The following is a 16523-nucleotide window of genomic DNA, read 5'->3' as shown; positions in this document are numbered from 1 at the left end:
TCCTCGCCGCTCGCGGCGAGGACCGGCCGCGTTTCGCACCACCCCGCCGACGGACACGCGGCGATCGGCCTCGACCGCGGCGCGCCTGCCGAGCGGCGTTCACCTCCGCGGCCCGCTCCGGCGACGCTGGACCACCACGTAGACGACCACTCCGACCAGAATGAGAATTCCCAGAATTTCCATGACCGTCGGATACCCGCCGTGCCCGAGGTGAAGCAGCACGGTCCGGAGCCGCAGCGAAACTCGTGGCGAGGACCGCGCGGTCGGTCGCGTCGCAGTGGTCGACCGCCGAATCGGCGTCGCGCACCCGGAACGGGGGCCACAATCGTCCGCATGGATCGCGCGATGGCGCGGCAGACGGGAGTGGCGACCGATGGAGTGGGGAAATGTACTCGTCGACAGCGCCTGGTGGACGCTGAAGGCGTATGTGATCACAGCGGTGGTGTTCGTCGTCGTGGTGGCGCTGCTCGCACGGGCAACCCACTGGGGGCGGCAGTGGTGGCGCATCGCGCAGCCCTACTTCGATCCCCGCCGTGGCCTCGGCCCGCTCGGACTCGTGGCCCTGGTTCTGCTGTTCACCGTCTTCGCGGTGCGGGTCAACGTGCTGTTCTCGTACTGGTACAACGACTTCTACACCGCGATCCAGAATCTCGACGAGGCGGCGTTCTGGCGGTTCATGCGGGTGTTCGCCGTGCTCGCCACCATCCACGTGGCGCGCAGCCTCGTCGCGTACCTGCTCGGCCAGACCCTCGACATCCACTGGCGCACCCACCTGAACAACCGGCTCGTCGACACCTGGCTCGACACCGGCGCGTTCTACCGGGACCGGTTCGTCGATCCGCCCGTGGACAACCCCGACCAGCGCATCCAGGTCGACGTCACCGATTTCGTCACCACCACCCGCATCCTGTCGATGGGAGCGGTCACCGCGGTGCTGTCCATCGTCAGCTTCACCGGCATCCTGTGGGACCTGTCGGGCCCGATCACCGTCTTCGGCACCGAGATCCCCCGTGCCATGGTGTTCCTGGTCTATCTCTACGTGCTGGTCACCACCGCGGTGGCGTTCTGGATCGGCCGGCCGCTGATCCGCCTGAACTTCCTCAACGAGAAGCTCGGCGCCACCTACCGCTACGCCCTGGTCCGCGTCCGCGAGTACGGCGAGAACATCGCCTTCTACCGTGGGGAGGGTGTCGAGCGGGGTGGCCTGCTGAGCCGATTCGCCGCGGTGATCCGCAACTGGTGGCGGATCGTGTTCCGGATCCTGAAGTTCGACGGCTTCAACCTGACCGTCAACCAGATCGCGGTGATCTTCCCGTTCCTCATCCAGGGGCCGCGACTGTTCGCCGGACAGATCACCCTCGGCGACGTGATGCAGACCGGCAACGCCTTCGGCCAGGTCCACGAATCGCTGTCCTTCTTCCGCGAGTCCTACGACGACTTCGCCGCGTTCCGGGCCACCACCATCCGGCTCAACGGATTGCTCGACGCCACCGAGCAGGCGGCGAAGCTGCCCGTCCTCGTCGCGACCGAGCAGGGCGACACACTCGACATGCACGGTCTCGACGTCCGGACCCCGTCCGGCCGTCCCCTCGTGACCGGCCTCGACATCGACATCCCGCCCGGCGAGGCCCTGCTCGTGCGCGGCGCTTCCGGCAGCGGCAAGACGACGTTGCTGCGCTCCCTCGCCGGGCTCTGGCCGTACGCACACGGCCGGATCGCGCGTCCGATCGGCGACGCGCTGTTCCTGTCCCAGGATCCCTACGTGCCGCTCGGGACGCTGCGCGAAGCCCTGTCCTACCCTCGTCCGCCGATGCCCGACGACGCGCAACTCGGCGAGGTGCTCGACCGCGTGCACCTCGGGCACCTGACCGAACGTCTCGACGACGACACCGACTGGGCGCGCGTGCTCTCGCCCGGGGAGCAGCAGCGCCTCGGCTTCGCACGAGTCCTGCTGGCCCGGCCGCGCACGGTGTTCCTCGACGAGGCCACCGGCGCCGTGGACGAAGGGCTCGAACACGCGCTCTATCGCACCCTCCGCGAGGCCCTGCCGGACAGCGTCATCGTCAGCGTCGGGCACCGCAGCACCCTCGACACGTTCCACGACCGGGTCCTCGAACTGCAGGGGGAGGGACGCTGGACGGTCACCGAGAGCGTCCGCTGAGACCCGGCCGCCCGGCGAATCTGCCCGACTCGGGTCCACACCGCGCGGCGACCGAACTACGCTGAAGGATCGGTGACCTCGATGCCGGCGACGGCCGACGGGAACGGCCGGCAGTGGCACCGGTGCCCGGTCCCGGGCCGGAATGCGCGTGCGCCAGCCGAGGAGGACACCATGCACCACGGAACTTCCCGCCGGCGGCGCCCGCATCGGTCGGTCACCACCCTGATGTCCCTTCCCGGATCCGCGCTGCGGGGCGGCGTCCGGGTCGCGGCCGCCGGTGCCGGCGTCGCCCTCGACGCCGCCGTCGTCGGCGCCGCCACGGCGGCAGGCGTCGGGACGGCGTTGCTCCGTGCCCCCGTCGCCGCGGTCGCCGCGCCGGCCCCCGCGGCGATCCTCCATCTCGTCGCCGACGTCGCCCGGGAAGCGGGCAGCGGACGCCCCGCCCGGCGCTGCGCGGCGAACGGTGCCCGAACCTGGATCGAAGTCCGGGGCCTCGACGGCCCGGACGGCGCGGCGCTCGGCGACCGGGTCCTCGCCGCGATCCGGGCCACCCCGGGCGTGGCCACGGCCGAACTGCACCGCCCCTGGTGCCGCCTCGTGGTGTCCACGGACCCGGACGGACCTACGGACCGCGCCCTGCGGCGCATCGTCGAGCGCGTCGAAACCGACTGTGTTGCAACCGAACACTGTGTCCCAACCGAGGACTCCGCCGCCACCGAACACCCCGCCGCCCCGCCCGGGCTGCCCGGCGACGACGTCCTGCTCGTCCGGCGGGGCGTGTCCGCGGCCGCCGCCGTCACCGGGCTGGTACTGACCGCGACGGGACGCCGTCTGCGCCTGCCGCGCCTGCCCGGCGCCGCAGCCGCCCCGGTGCTCGTGTCGGACTATCACCCCCGCATCCGCGCCCTCGTCGAATCCGCACTGGGGACCGGCAGGGCGGACCTGCTGCTGGCCGCCGGGACCACCGTGCTGCACACCCTGACCCTCGCACCGGCGTCGGCCGCCGTCGAAGCCGTCACCCGGACCGTCCTCGTGGGCGAGACACTGGCGATTCGGCGCGCCTGGCGCGACTTCGAACCGGAACTCGCCGCCCACGCGGCCGTGGCCCACTGCCCACATCGTCCGGCCCGTCCCACCGAACCGGCGGCCGGAGTGGTCGAGCGCTACACCGACCGCGCCGGCTGGGCCGGACTCGCCGGCGCGGCAGCGGCCGGGATGCTGACCGGCAAACCCGCCATCGCCGGCACCGCGGCGCTCGTCGCCGTCCCCAAGGCCACCCGCACCGCGCGGGAATCCTTCGCCGCCACCCTCGCCCGCGGGCTCGCCGCCCGCGGAGTCCTGACTCTGCGCCCGGACGTGCTGCGCCGTCTCGACCGGGTCGACGCGCTCGTCGTCGACCCCCGCGCCCTGTACACCTCCGCCCTCACGGTGACGCGACTGAACGGCGTCCCCGACCGCGACCGCAGCGCGGTGTGGGACCGGGCTCGGGCGGCGGTCGACCGTGGCATCGTGACCGCCGGCCGGCACCCCGTCTCCGCCGTGCCGGACGCGCCCGGGCACCTTCCCGCCGACGCACAGGTACTGATCGGACCGGTCCACGACCGCTACGCCTCCGCCGTGCTCGCCGCCGCCCGACGCGCGGGGATCGCCGTGGTCTCCGCGGAGGACGAGGCGATGGGATCACTGCGGAACGGCTTCGACCGTCTCGAACCCGTCGCCGAGTCGATGGACACGACCCTGTTCGACGTCGTCGACAAGCTGCAACGCGGCGGCTGCACCGTCGCGGTCCTCACCGTCGAGGCAGCGCAGGCTCTCGGCCTGGCCGACGTGGGCCTCGGTGTCCTCCGCGACGGGCACCGCCCACCCTGGTCGGCGGACGTGATGATTCGCGATCTGACCGGCGCGTGGCGGATCCTGCACGCGCTCCCGGCCGCGCGGACCGCAAGCCGGCGCGGCGTGGAGATCGCCCGCGACGCGTCCGCCCTCGGGACGTTGCTCATGGTGCCCGGCGTGCCCGGCAGCGGTCCGGAGTCGGTCACCGCCGGCGCCGCGGCCGGGTTGTGGGCCGGAACGTCGGCGGCCCGCGCCGCGCTGGCCGCGCCGCTGCCGCAACCACGTTCGGCCCACGACTGGCATGCCCTTCCGGTGGACGAGGTCTGCGCGCTCCTCCCCGCACCGGGCGACCTGCTCACGCCCGCAGCGGACTCCGGGTGGCGAGCGCGGACCCGGATGCGCGTGGTGCGGGGCGTCCGGCGGGTCGGTGTCCGTCCGCTCGGATCCGCGGCCGACTTCACCCGGGCCGTGCGCACCGAACTGGCGGACCCGCTGACGCCGGTCCTCGCCACGGGCTCCGCGGCGAGCGCGGTGCTCGGATCGCCGCTCGATGCCGTACTCGTCGGATCCGTACTGCTGCTCAACGCCGCGCTTTCGGCCGCCCAGCGTCTGCGCGCCGAACGTCTTCTGAAAAGGCTTCTGGCGGTGCAAGACCCACCTGCCCGCCGCGTCGCCGGCCCGCGCGGGGACCGGCGGTACGTCGGGGTCCCCGCGGCCGGGCTGCGCCCCGGACACGTCGTCGAGGTCCGTCCGGGCGAGGTCGTGCCCGCGGACGGGCGCATCGTCCACGCCGACGGGGTCGAGGTCGACGAGTCGGCCCTGACCGGGGAGTCGCTTCCGGTCGCCAAGCAGAGTGAATCGACGCCGGGGGCGCCGCTGGCCGAACGCGCCTGCATGCTCTACGCGGGCACCACCGTGCTCACCGGCACCGCGGTGACGATCGTGACGGCGGTGGGAGGGGCTACCGAGGCCCGTCGCGCCACCGCGATGGCGCCCGCACAGGTCCGGGAAGTGGGACTGCAGGCACGCCTGAGCACCCTCACCCGCCGCGCGCTGCCCGTCAGCCTCGGCGGCGGCGTACTCGTTGCCGCACTGGGGTTGCTGCGCGGCACCGGAATCCGCGCGGCAGTGACCAGCGGTGTGGCGGTCACCGTTGCGGCCGTGCCGGAAGGGCTGACCCTCGTAGCCACCCTCGCTCAGGTCGCATCCGCCCGCCGGCTCACCAAGCGCTCGACCCTCGTGCGCGCACCCCGCTCGATCGAGGCCCTCAGCCGTGTCGACGTCGTCTGCTTCGACAAGACGGGCACACTCAGCGAGAACCGTCTGCGAGTCGTCACGGTCGAAGCCGCCCCCGGCTTCACCCGGCAGGACGTGCTGGCCTACGCCGCCCGCACCGGCATCCCGGCGAACGGGGGAGCGCCCGAGCACGCCACCGACGTCGCGATCGTCGAGTCCGCGCATGCCGCCGCCGTCGCGGACCGGGCCGCCGAACGGACCGCCCACCTGCCGTTCCGGTCCGGCCGGGCCTACGCTGCCGCGATCGCCGGAAACCACCTGGCGGTCAAGGGCGCCCCGGAGACGATGCTCGGTGCCTACGGTGACGACAGCCCCGAACTTCGGGAGCGGGTGCACGCCCTGGCCGCCGAGGGCCTACGGGTGATCGCGGTGGGGCAGCGTGACCTGAACCACTCCGAAACCGATTGGGCGACGGACGATCCCGATGCCCTCGCGGAACTGTGCGGGAACGGGCTGCGGCACGTCGGGCTGATCGGATTGTCCGACACACCGCGGGCCGACGCGGCCGGATTGCTGCCCGCGCTGCTCGAGCAGGGCGTCGCCGTCCGGCTCGTCACCGGCGACCACCCGGTGACCGCCGTCGCGATCGCCGCCGAACTGGGCCTGCCCGTCGGCACGGATCAGGTACTCAGTGGTGCGGAATGGGACGGGCTCTCGCACACCGAACGAAAGCACGCCGTGGAGCAGTGCCTCGTCTTCGCGCGGATGTCCCCCGAGCACAAGGTGCAGATCGTGCAAACCCTCGAACACGCCGGACACGTGTGCGCCATGGTCGGCGACGGCGCCAACGACGCCGCCGCGATCCGCGCCGCCAGCGTCGGAATCGGCGTGGCTTCCCACGGCAGCGACCCCGCGCGCGGCGCGGCCGACGTCGTGCTGCTCGAGGGGCGCGTCGCGGGTCTGCTCGACGCGCTCGACGAGGGCCGCGTGCTGTGGCAGCGGGTCCAGGCCGCCGTGGCGGTCCTGCTCGGCGGCAACGCGGGTGAGGTCGCGTTCGCGCTACTCGGCAGCCTGGTCACCGGCCGCTCCCCGCTCAATGCCCGGCAGCTGCTGCTGGTGAACATGCTCACCGACGCGCTCCCGGCAGCGGCCCTGGCCGTCAGTACCCCCCGCATCGACGGCTCCGGTCCCGCGCCGCGGCCCGACGAGTCCGCGCTCCTGCACACCGTGGCCGTCCGCGGCGCCACTACCGCGGCCGCGGCCACCGCGGCCTGGGCCATGGCACGGATGACGGGCTCGAACGCGCGTGCATCGACGGTGGCGCTCGTCGCGCTCGTGGGCGCTCAGCTCGGGCAGACCCTGCTCGACTCGCGCAGCCCCCTCGTCGTCGGCACCGTCCTCGGCTCGCTCGCCGTGATGGCCGCACTGATCAGCACGCCGGGGGTGAGCGGACTGCTGGGCTGCGTGCCGATCGGCCCGGTGGGGTGGACCCAGGCACTCGGGTGCGCGGGAGCAGCCACCGTGCTCGCCGCCGTCGCCTCGACCGCCGCGCAACGGCTACCGGCGATCGGCGCGGTGGTGACGTCGGTGCTTGCGCCGCGAGAACCCGGAGACGCTTCCGAGACCCCGGCAGCCACGGACCCTCGGGTCGCGCCGGCAGGGGGAGAGAAGTAGTCGCGAGGCCGGCCGACGCGCTCGCCGTGCGTACCACGCGGGGCGCCGAGTTCACCGCCGGACCCCCGGGCCGTCCATCCGTCGACCTACATGTTCGCCCGCCGGCCTGGTACACCGTCGACACCCGACCCGGCCGGACCCCACGCCGAGGGGAGTCCGTGCATGGATCTCGAGGCGCGCTGATCGATGCTCGGTGGCCACACCGTGCCCTGGGCACCCCGTCCACACCGTGCCCTGGGCACCCCGTCCACACCGTGCCCTGGGCACCCCGTCCACACCGTGCCCTGGGCACCCGGCCCACACCGTGCCCTGGGCACCCGGCCCACACCGTGCCCTGGGCACCCCGTCCACACAGCGCCCTGGGCACCCGGCGACATGCCGATGAGGTCGACGCCGCTCGATCCGGCCCGTGGGCAATGGCCTCGAACACAAAGGGCCGGCACTGAGACGTGCCGCACATGATTTCCTATCAACCATTGAGAGTTCCGTAGCGACGCCGCATCCGAGCCGGTGATGCTTCTTGTCGCTCCGCGGGCACTGTTCCCCGGTGCCCGGCATCCCTCCAACGCAAGGAGATTCGCGTGGAACTCGATCTGCGCCACCGTATCGCCACCGGCCCCATGAGTCGGTTCCAGTGGACAGCGGTCGCACTGTGTGTAGCGCTGAACGTGCTCGACGGTTTCGACGTCCTCGTCATGGCCTTCACCTCCCAATCCGTCTCGCAGGAGTGGGGCATCTCAGGATCGGTCCTGGGTCTGCTGCTCAGTGCGGGCTTGTTCGGAATGGCGATCGGTTCGATCGCCCTCGCGCCGTGGGCGGATCGTGTGGGTCGCCGGACCATGATCCTCGTCTGCCTGACTCTGTCGTCCACCGGCATGCTGATCTCGGCGGTGAGCCAGAACGCCGGCCAACTCGGCGCGCTGCGCGTGCTCACCGGTATCGGCATCGGTGGAATCCTGGCCAGCAGCAATGTCATCTCCAGTGAGTTCGCGTCGAATCGCTTTCGCGGCCTGGCCGTGACCCTCAACTCCACCGGCTACGCGGTCGGGGCGACACTCGGGGGCGTGGTGGCCGTGGTCCTGCAGAGTTCGTCCGGTTGGCGTTCGGTATTCCTCTTCGGCGGTGTGTGCACCGCGGCCCTGATCCCGCTCGTCTGGTTCCGGCTGCCGGAGTCCCTCGACTTCCTGTTCGCCCGCCGCCCGGCGAACGCACTCGAGCGCATCAATTCGTTCGCAGTCCGCGCGGGCCACTCGCCGGTGAGCGCGCTGCCCCCGGCCCCTGCCACTGCCGATGCCCGGAAGCGCGGTGTCGGACCGACCGCCCTGCTCGTCCCGGGACAGCGTCGGAACACCCTGTTGATCTGGGGTGCCTTCTTCCTGACGATGTTCGGTTTCTACTTCGTGACGAGTTGGACGCCGAAGCTGCTGGTGGAGGCCGGGATGTCCGCGACGCAGGGGATCACCGGCGGTGTGCTGCTCAATCTGGGCGGCATCTTCGGCACCGCCCTCCTCGGCGTGCTGACAGTCCGGTTCCGCCTCGGACGCGTCCTGGTCGGATACCTGGTCGCGTCGGCGATCCTGCTCGCCGTATTCGTGCCTGCCATGGGGACCGTCGCGGTGGGCTTCGTCCTCGGTGCAGCGATCGGCGTCGTCGTGAACGGCTGCATCGGCGGGCTCTACGCGCTGACCCCGGCCGTGTACTCGCCTTCCCTGCGCGCTACCGGCATGGGCTGGGGCATCGGCGTCGGACGCATCGGCGCGATCATGTCACCGATCGTCGCGGGTGGGTTCCTCGACGCCGGATGGACCGCGACCCAGCTGTACCTGCTTGTCGCCGTCGCTTTCCTGGGTGCAGGGGTGGTGGTCTCCGTTGTTCGTGTCACGGCGCGAAGCGGCGTGACTACCGTCGAGGGTGAACTCACCATCGTGTGAGTCCGGGCGGCCGTGGAGAGGAGTGGGCGTGGCGCGAGTTCCCACGGGAGAGTCTGTGCTTGCCCGCGCGGCACGCGTCATCGAGGCGTTCGGCATCGACGATTCCACGCTGACGGTCTCCGAGATCGCCCGGCGCGCAGGCCTGCACGTCGCCACCGCCTCCCGGCTGATCGAGGAACTCGTCCGGTGCGGATGGCTCGAACGTGACGGTCGTCGAGTGCGGGTCGGGGTGCGCCTGTGGGAGGTGGCTTCACGGTCGTCACCCACGGTGAGCCTGCGGGAGGCGGCGCGTCCGTTCATGGAGGACCTGCACGCGGTGGTCGACCAGCACACCCAGCTGGCGGTCCGGGAGGGCACCGAGGTGCTGTTCCTGGAACGACTCACCGCGCGCGGGGCAGCCGTCAACTTCACGCGCGTCGCCGGTCGGCTACCACTGCACGCCTCCTCGTCCGGGCTCGTGCTGCTCGCGCACAGTCCGGTCGAGGTGCAGGACGAGGTGATGAACGCGCCGATGCGCGCCTTCACCGAGCACACCATCCACACCCCCCGGGATCTGCGTGCTGCGCTGGCGCAGATCCGCAGACAGGGATACGCGCTCTGCGCGGGCCACCTCCACCCCGACACCACCGGCGTGGCGGTCCCCGTCCGCGGGGCGTCCGAGGAGGTCGTCGCCGCACTGGGGTTGATCGTGCCGAACGACCCCTCCGCTTACGCGCAGATCCCGGCACTGCAGGCCGCCGCTCGAGGCATATCCCGAGTGATCTCCCACCCGACGCCGCCGAGCCGGTAACCCGCCGCACACATTTTCTCTCAATGATCGAGAAACGTCTGGTGTGAACTTCACGGTCCGGACCATCCTCGATCCGACGACGAGACAGAGGAGTTTGTCGTGTCCGATCACATTGCCGCCACGGAGTCGGCTGTGCGAGTCATTGCGAAAGAGTCTGCGGCACAGGGTGTTACTGCCCTGACGCTCGCCCATCCCGACGGTAGGCGCCTGCCGGACTGGGCGCCGGGTGCGCACATCGACCTGATGCTGCCCAACGGACTCACCCGCCAGTACTCGCTGTGCGGCGACCGCTGGGACGCCCACACCTACCGCGTCGCCGTGCTACGCGAGCCGCACGGCCGCGGGGGGTCGGTGTACATCCACGATCACCTGGCCGTCGGCGATCTCGTCGGTATCGGCGGTCCCCGCAACAATTTCCGGATGGTGCCCTCGTCGCGGTACCTGTTCCTCGCCGGCGGCATCGGCATCACCCCACTGCTGCCGATGATCCGGCAAGCAGACTCGATCGCCGCCGACTGGCACCTCCTCTACGGCGGCCGTACCCGTGACACGATGGCATTCGGCGACGAACTCGCGCGGTACGGCGAGCGGGTCTCCCTCGTCCCCCAGGACCAGAAGGGTCGACTCGACCTCGACGTCGCCACCGAAGCCGCGGCGGCCGGCGCGAAGGTGTACGCGTGCGGTCCGGTACCGCTGCTCGATGCGCTCACGACCCGCGCCACGTCCTGGCCGAAGGGCGCGTTGCGGCTCGAACGCTTCGTCCCTCGGGAGCAGCCGGCCCCGGTCCGCAACAGCCCCTTCGACATCGAACTGGCCAGGTCGGGCCGCACGATCTCCGTCACGCCGCAGCAGAGCGTGCTCGACGCGCTGCGGGCAGCCGGTGTGGGCGTGCTCTCGTCGTGTCGCGAAGGCACCTGCGGAACTTGTGAGACCACGGTCCTGGCCGGAGAGCCCGACCACCGCGACTCCGTACTCGACGACGGCGAACGAGCGGCCGTGGACTGCATGCTCGTCTGCGTTTCGCGATCGTGCTCCGACCGCCTGGTACTCGACCTCTGACCACCTCACCAAGGGATCTCGCCATGACAACTCTCGCACCGACCGGAACACCGATCAGCGACGCCGACCCGTTCGACCTCGATGTTCTCGACAACCCCCTACCGTTCCAGGAGGAACTTCGCGAGGCCGGGCCCGTCGTCCGCCTCGACCGTCTCGGCGTGTTCGGCATGGGTCGTTACGAGCAGGTGCACGCCGCCCTCACCGACTGGCAGTCGTTCCAGTCCGCCGCGGGTGTCGGACTGAGCAACTTCCGTTACGAGAAGCCCTGGCGGCCACCGAGCCTGCTGCTCGAGGCGGACCCGCCGCACCACGACGCCCCCCGTGCGCTCCTCACCCGCATCCTCGGTCCCCGCGCGCTGCGCACGCTCCGGAACGCCTGGATCGACGACGCCGAGGATCTGGTCGACGAGGTCCTGACCCGAGGAACCGAACTCGATGCCGTCACCGACCTGGCCGCGGCGTTTCCGCTGCGGGTGTTCCCGGACGCCGTCGGTATACCCGACGCCGGGCGGGAGAATCTGCTGCCGTACGGGGACCACACCTTCAATGCCTTCGGCCCCGCCAACAGCCTGGTCGACCGGGGTATCTCGCGGATCCGAGATCTGTCGGCCTGGGTCAACGCCCAGTGCGTGCGCGACGTCCTGACCGAGGGCGGTTTCGGAGCGCAGATCTGGGCCGCGGCGGATCGCGGTGACATCACCCACGACCAGGCACCCCTGATTGTTCGGTCGCTCCTCACCGCAGGGGTCGACACGACCGTCAACGGGCTGGCTGCCGTACTGTACGCGTTCGCTACCCACCCCGAGCAATGGCGAGCGGTGCGGGCGAATCCGTCGCTGGCGCGGACCGCGTTCGACGAGGCGGTGCGCTGGGAGTCGCCCGTGCAGACCTTCTTCCGCACCGCCACCCGCGACATTGAGATCGGCGGCACCGTCATCCCCGACGGCCACAAGGTTCTGCTGTTCCTCGGCGCGGCCAACCGTGACCCCCGACGCTGGGAGCGGCCCGCCGCGTTCGACCTCGCGCGCGACCCGTCCGGTCACGTCGGGTTCGGGATGGGCATCCACCAGTGTGTCGGCCAGCACGTCGCGCGTCTCGAATCGGAGGCGCTACTCACGGCGCTGGCCACACGGGTCGAGTCGATCGAGGTCGACGGTCCGGTGCACCGGCACCTGAACAACACCCTCCGCTCGTGGCGGTCGGTGCCGATCCGCGTCCGACTCGCGTGAGCGACGAGGCACAGAGACACCGTGCCCCGCGAGTTCGATCGGCCCACCACCGACACCCGGCGGCTCACCGAGTGCACCCTTCGGGTTCGGCCTGACACGCCGAGCCGGGCGGTTGTCACCGACGCCGCCGGTGTCAGTTGTCACCGACGTCGCCGGCGTCAGTTGTCACCGACGCCGCCGGTGTCAGTTGTCACCGACGCCGCCGGTGTCAGTCGTCGACGACGACCACCACACCGGCGCGCATCAGCACGGCGTACAGCTCGCACAGCGGGGGAGTGAGCAGCCGGACCACGGCGCCGACCACCGCATCCGGGCCCACTGCGACCATCGGGTTCGACATGCCTCGACCGTAGGGACGCCGGATGAACCGAAGTTGACGAACGAGGAAAGAACGGTCGACGAATCGTCCGCGCGGGGGACCTCGCCGGACGACGGCGCGGACACGGAGACGACGTCCGCGGCGACGACTCGCCTCGTCACGGGGTGCACACGAGGGTGAATCCGGCGCCGATGCCGCCCCGGGCGTCGAGGTCCTCGACGATCCGGTCGGCCCGCTGGTAGACCGCGAAGCGCACATCGTCGGGGCGGTAGCCGACGGCGAGGCCGAGCCACTCGCCGGTGTCGGTGCGGACCAGTGGACCACCGGAGTCGCCCTGTTGCATCACGAGCCACGAATTGAGCGAGTTCGGGTTCACCAGCACGTCCCGGGTGCCGGCGACGTCCAGGGCGTCGACGAGGGGCAACGGCCCGCATGCGATCCCGGTCGTGTGCCCGGCCGCGCAGTGCCGGCCGATGTCCTGGTCACCGTCCGGCAGCGAGCCGATCGACTCGAGCGCCACGACCTCGCCGTCGGCGTCCGGGGCCGACGTGTTCGACCCGCGCACCCTGGTCTCGTCGAGCAGGATCACCGCGTAGTCCGGCACCGCGTCGGTCGGCACCCCGAGGGGGTCCACCGAGCCGGGGCTGTAGACGGACGTCTCGGTGCCGATCGGTCCGTGGCCCTGCTCGCCGACCTTCCACACCTCGCCGGCGCCGTTCTGCCAGCAGTGTCCGGCGGTGACGGCGACGAGGCGGCCCTCCCGGTCGTGACCGACCGCGCCGACCGAGCACCAACCCGGCGCGGGATCGGCGCTGGTGAAGGTGATTCCGTCGCCGGGGCGCAGCACGATCCGCTCGTCCGGTACGTGCGCGGCCGCACCCGGCGCCGGGGCGAGCAGCACGGCCGCACACGCCGTCACGAGGAGCAGGGCGCGTCTCATGCCTTCTCCCATCTCCATTCGTGGACCGCGAGATCGGGGGGGATTGCGGCCACGGACGCTTCACCGAAGTCGGCACGTTACCAGCGTTTCCGCGGGGAGGCGCCCCGGGTTTCGTGTTCGCGTCGCCGGCGCTGCGGGCGCACCGCGAGTCGGAGGCCGGCGGTGTCCCCATTCCGGCCGGAGACCGGCAGTGTGGCGGTGCCCCCGGTGAGACTCGAACTCACACTGGACGGGTTTTGAATCCGTTTCCTCTGCCAATTGGGATACGGGGGCGTCGTGCGCAGACCACTGTAGAAGATCGGTGACTGCCGTCGGCCACCGGTACCCTTCTAACGTTCCACCCCCTCCACGGGGGCCGCCCGAGCGACAGGAGATGGCCGACGATGACAGCCGCCCCGCACGAGAATCCCGCTCAGCCGCGGCGCGTCGTAGTAGCCGAGGACGAGGCGCTGATCAGGCTCGATCTGGTGGAGATGCTCCGCGAGGAAGGCTACGAGGTGGTCGGCGAGGCCGGCGACGGGCAGCGGGCGGTCGAACTGGCGGAGCAGCTGAAGCCGGACCTGGTCATCATGGACGTGAAGATGCCCCGGCGCGACGGCATCGACGCCGCCTCGGAGATCGCCGCCCGGCGCATCGCACCTGTGGTCATTCTCACGGCGTTCAGTCAGCGTGAGCTCGTCGAACGCGCCCGCGACGCCGGTGCCATGGCGTATCTCGTCAAGCCGTTCTCGAAGACCGATCTCGTTCCGGCGATCGAGGTGGCAGCGAGCCGGTTCGCGGAGATCCGTGAACTCGAGCGCGAGGTGGCGGGGCTGACCGAGCGGTTCGAGACCCGCAAACTCGTCGACCGTGCCAAGGGTCTGCTCATGGACAAGCACGCGATGACCGAGCCCGAGGCGTTCCGCTGGATCCAGCGGGCGGCGATGGACCGGCGCACCACGATGAAGCACGTCGCGGAGGTGGTCATCGAGACGCTGGGCGGCGCCGCGGCGGGATGACGGAGCTTCCCGTTACGCCGGTGTCAATTCTTCGATAACGGTCGCGTCACAAGGATTTCGCCCGGGTTCGCGGAACGCGTGGGGCGGATAGGTTTCTGGCCACGTCCCGGTGACGTATCCGGAGACGGTGTGCATGCCGACCGAAGGAGAGTTGGATGGCCAGACGGACCTTCGTCCGCGCCGCTGCGGTGTTCGGAGCAGCGTCTCTCGCCCTTGCGGGGTGTAGCTCGGACAGCGACGATTCCGCCACGGGCGGTTCCGGTGACAGCGCAGCGTCGGCGACGACCGTGACCACCGACTGCGAACCCGCGCAGGCGACCGCCGGGGCCACCCCGGTGACGACACCGCTCAAGATCGGCACCCTGCTACCCGAGACCGGCAGCCTCGCCTTCCTCGGGCCGCCCGAGGTGGCGGCGGTGCGACTCGCGGTGGACGACGTGAACGCCGCCGGCGGTGTGCTGAACCAGCCGGTGGAACTGATCACCGGCGACTCGGGCGACACCACGACCGACACGGCGAATTCCACGGTGGACCGGGAGCTCGCGGCGGGAACCCAGGTGATCGTGGGCGCGGCCTCGTCGTCGGTGTCGTTGAAGGTGATCGACAAGATCACCGGCGCCGGGGTGGTGATGTTCTCGCCGGCGAACACCTCCGACCAGTTCGTGTGTTACCCCGACAAGGGGCTGTACTTCCGCACCGCCCCCACCGATGTGCTGCAGGCCCAGGCGCTGGCGCAGCTGATCTCGGACGACGGTGCCCAGCGGGTGTCGATCATCGCGCTCAACGACCCGTACGGCACCGGCCTGGCCACCAACACCCAGAACAACCTCGTCGAGGCCGGCGTGCCGGAGGATCAGATCCAGAAGATCATCTACGACCCCAACGCGCAGTCCTTCAACGCCGAGGTCGACCAGATCAAGAACTTCGGGCCCGACGCCGTGGCGCTCATCGGGTTCGAGGAGTCCGCGAAGATTCTCACCCGCATGCACGAGGTGGGCATCGGGCCGGCCGACGGGATGCTCGTCTACGGCGTGGACGGAAACATGGGCAATGCCCTCGGTGAGGCCGTCGCGCCGGGACTGCTGGACACGATGCGTGGCACCACGCCGCTCACGGACGTCGGACCGGACTTCCAGAATCGGCTCCGGGCCGTCGATCCCGCGCTGATCGACTTCAACTATTCCGGCGAGTCCTACGACGCCGTGGTGATCTCGGCGCTCGCGGCGGAACAGGCCGGTTCCACCGCCGGTGTGGACATCGCCGCGAACATCAACGACGTCACCCAGGGCGGCACGACGTGTACCAGCTACCAGCAGTGCGTCGATCTGCTGCGCGGGGGCCAGGACATCGACTACGACGGTGTCACCGGCCGACTCGAGTTCACCGACGCCGGCGAGCCGGGGATCGGATCGTACGGGCACCTGGTGTTCGGGCCGGACAACACGCTCACCACGGAGGACTACATCGTGGTCGGTGAGTGACGACGACTCGGTGGGCGGGCCGGGAACCGGATCGGTTCCCGGCCCGCCCAACGTCAGTTGTGCTTCTGCTCCCTGCTGCCGGCGAGCGTCCCGAGGTACAACTCGACGACCTTCGGGTCGTGCATGAGGTTCGGTCCGGTGTCGGTGTAGGCGTTGCGGCCCTGGTCGAGCACGTAGCCGCGGTCGCAGATCTGCAGGCACCGGCGGGCGTTCTGTTCCACCATGATGATCGACACCCCCGCGGCGTTGATCTTCTTGCAGCGGATGAACACCTCGTCCTGGAACATCGGCGACAAGCCCGCCGACGGTTCGTCGAGCAGCAGCACGGACGGATCCATCATCAGCGCCCGGCCCATCGCCACCATCTGCCGCTCACCGCCGGACAGGGTCGCGGCCTTGACCTTGCGGCGCTCACCGAGGAGCGGGAACAACTCCGCGACGAACGCGAACCTTTGGTCGAATTGCTTGGGCCGCAGGTAGATTCCCATCTCGAGGTTCTCCTCGATGGTCAGTGACGGGAACACGTTGCGGGTCTGCGGCACGTAGCCGAGCCCCTTGCGCACCAGGACGTGCGCGGGAGCGGCGGTGATGTCGTCGCCACGCAGCGTCACCGTGCCGCGTCGCACGGGGATCAGCCCGAACAGCGCCTTGAGCAGGGTCGACTTGCCGGCACCGTTGGGTCCGATGATGCCGACGATCTCGCCGTCGCGGAGGAAGAAGTTGCAGCCGCGCAGGATGTCGACGCCGGGGAAGTACCCGGCGACGATGTCGTCGGCGCGCACCAGTGCCCCCTCGGCGAGGCGGGCGTGTTCCTCGGCGGTGGCCGCGCGCTCGGCTGCGGTCGTCTGCGCCGGTTCGGGGGGCGGCATCTC

11 protein-coding genes and 1 tRNA gene are annotated in these 16523 nt (G+C 70.8%); 8 read left to right on the top strand and 4 right to left on the bottom strand.

The window, feature by feature from the left end:
- Nucleotides 1-373: 373 nt before the first annotated feature.
- From LZP97_RS08785 to LZP97_RS08760, 6 genes are all read left to right on the top strand, one after another.
- A complete protein-coding gene (locus LZP97_RS08785) occupies nucleotides 374-2161 on the top strand; it encodes an ABC transporter ATP-binding protein/permease (RefSeq protein ID WP_010595302.1) in 1788 nt (595 codons plus the stop codon).
- 171 nt (nucleotides 2162-2332) lie between these two features.
- Nucleotides 2333-6904 carry a cation-translocating P-type ATPase gene (locus tag LZP97_RS08780; protein ID WP_234575002.1) on the top strand — a complete coding sequence of 1524 codons (4572 nt, stop codon included), beginning with the start codon at nucleotides 2333-2335 and terminating at the stop codon, nucleotides 6902-6904.
- Nucleotides 6905-7485: 581 nt separating this feature from the next.
- The gene (locus LZP97_RS08775) at nucleotides 7486-8835 is read left to right on the top strand and encodes an MFS transporter (protein WP_010595304.1); all 1350 of its coding nucleotides are present in this window, start codon (nucleotides 7486-7488) and stop codon (nucleotides 8833-8835) included.
- Nucleotides 8836-8863: 28 nt separating this feature from the next.
- A complete protein-coding gene (locus LZP97_RS08770; RefSeq protein WP_029540102.1) occupies nucleotides 8864-9625 on the top strand; it encodes an IclR family transcriptional regulator in 762 nt (253 codons plus the stop codon).
- A 243-nt stretch (nucleotides 9626-9868) separates the two neighbouring features.
- Nucleotides 9869-10684, top strand: a complete 816-nt coding sequence (locus tag LZP97_RS08765) for a PDR/VanB family oxidoreductase (RefSeq protein ID WP_010595306.1) — start codon at nucleotides 9869-9871, stop codon at nucleotides 10682-10684.
- 23 nt (nucleotides 10685-10707) lie between these two features.
- Entirely contained in the window at nucleotides 10708-11913 is a 1206-nt protein-coding gene (locus tag LZP97_RS08760) for a cytochrome P450 (protein ID WP_048771058.1), read from the top strand.
- Between the two features lie 208 nt (nucleotides 11914-12121).
- On the opposite strand, the gene LZP97_RS27255 is transcribed toward LZP97_RS08760, so the two are convergent.
- From LZP97_RS27255 to LZP97_RS08750, 3 genes are all read right to left on the bottom strand, one after another.
- Entirely contained in the window at nucleotides 12122-12253 is a 132-nt protein-coding gene (locus LZP97_RS27255; protein WP_017681335.1) for a hypothetical protein, read from the bottom strand.
- 136 nt (nucleotides 12254-12389) lie between these two features.
- Nucleotides 12390-13172 carry a hypothetical protein gene (locus LZP97_RS08755; protein WP_010595308.1) on the bottom strand — a complete coding sequence of 261 codons (783 nt, stop codon included), beginning with the start codon at nucleotides 13170-13172 and terminating at the stop codon, nucleotides 12390-12392.
- Between the two features lie 199 nt (nucleotides 13173-13371).
- Nucleotides 13372-13445: transfer RNA gene (locus LZP97_RS08750), tRNA-Leu, on the bottom strand.
- 110 nt (nucleotides 13446-13555) lie between these two features.
- On the opposite strand from LZP97_RS08750, the gene LZP97_RS08745 reads away from it, so the two are divergent.
- Together LZP97_RS08745 and LZP97_RS08740 are read left to right on the top strand one after the other, a co-directional pair.
- The gene (locus LZP97_RS08745) at nucleotides 13556-14170 is read left to right on the top strand and encodes an ANTAR domain-containing response regulator (protein WP_003937895.1); all 615 of its coding nucleotides are present in this window, start codon (nucleotides 13556-13558) and stop codon (nucleotides 14168-14170) included.
- Nucleotides 14171-14325: 155 nt separating this feature from the next.
- Nucleotides 14326-15651, top strand: a complete 1326-nt coding sequence (locus LZP97_RS08740) for an ABC transporter substrate-binding protein (RefSeq protein WP_010595309.1) — start codon at nucleotides 14326-14328, stop codon at nucleotides 15649-15651.
- Between the two features lie 53 nt (nucleotides 15652-15704).
- Here LZP97_RS08740 and LZP97_RS08735 read toward each other — a convergent pair whose 3' ends face one another.
- The gene (locus tag LZP97_RS08735; RefSeq protein WP_026137906.1) at nucleotides 15705-16520 is read right to left on the bottom strand and encodes an ABC transporter ATP-binding protein; all 816 of its coding nucleotides are present in this window, start codon (nucleotides 16518-16520) and stop codon (nucleotides 15705-15707) included.
- Nucleotides 16521-16523 lie beyond the last annotated feature (3 nt).

Source organism: Rhodococcus sp. DMF-1, assembly GCF_021441945.1.
Lineage (GTDB): Bacteria > Actinomycetota > Actinomycetes > Mycobacteriales > Mycobacteriaceae > Rhodococcus > Rhodococcus ruber.
Note: the sequence above shows the minus strand (reverse complement) of the source record. Positions and strands in the feature narration are given on the sequence as shown.

What these genes read in the sequence shown, in the direction of transcription:
- LZP97_RS08785 (WP_010595302.1), top strand. Translation starts at nt 374, where the DNA reads ATGGAGTGGGGAAATGTACTCGTCGACAGCGCCTGGTGGACGCTGAAG.
- LZP97_RS08780 (WP_234575002.1), top strand. Translation starts at nt 2,333, where the DNA reads ATGCACCACGGAACTTCCCGCCGGCGGCGCCCGCATCGGTCGGTCACC.
- LZP97_RS08765 (WP_010595306.1), top strand. Translation starts at nt 9,869, where the DNA reads ATGCTGCCCAACGGACTCACCCGCCAGTACTCGCTGTGCGGCGACCGC.
- LZP97_RS08760 (WP_048771058.1), top strand. Translation starts at nt 10,708, where the DNA reads ATGACAACTCTCGCACCGACCGGAACACCGATCAGCGACGCCGACCCG.
- LZP97_RS27255 (WP_017681335.1), bottom strand. Translation starts at nt 12,253, where the DNA reads ATGTCGAACCCGATGGTCGCAGTGGGCCCGGATGCGGTGGTCGGCGCC.
- LZP97_RS08755 (WP_010595308.1), bottom strand. Translation starts at nt 13,172, where the DNA reads ATGAGACGCGCCCTGCTCCTCGTGACGGCGTGTGCGGCCGTGCTGCTC.
- LZP97_RS08745 (WP_003937895.1), top strand. Translation starts at nt 13,556, where the DNA reads ATGACAGCCGCCCCGCACGAGAATCCCGCTCAGCCGCGGCGCGTCGTA.
- LZP97_RS08740 (WP_010595309.1), top strand. Translation starts at nt 14,326, where the DNA reads ATGGCCAGACGGACCTTCGTCCGCGCCGCTGCGGTGTTCGGAGCAGCG.
- LZP97_RS08735 (WP_026137906.1), bottom strand. Translation starts at nt 16,520, where the DNA reads ATGCCGCCCCCCGAACCGGCGCAGACGACCGCAGCCGAGCGCGCGGCC.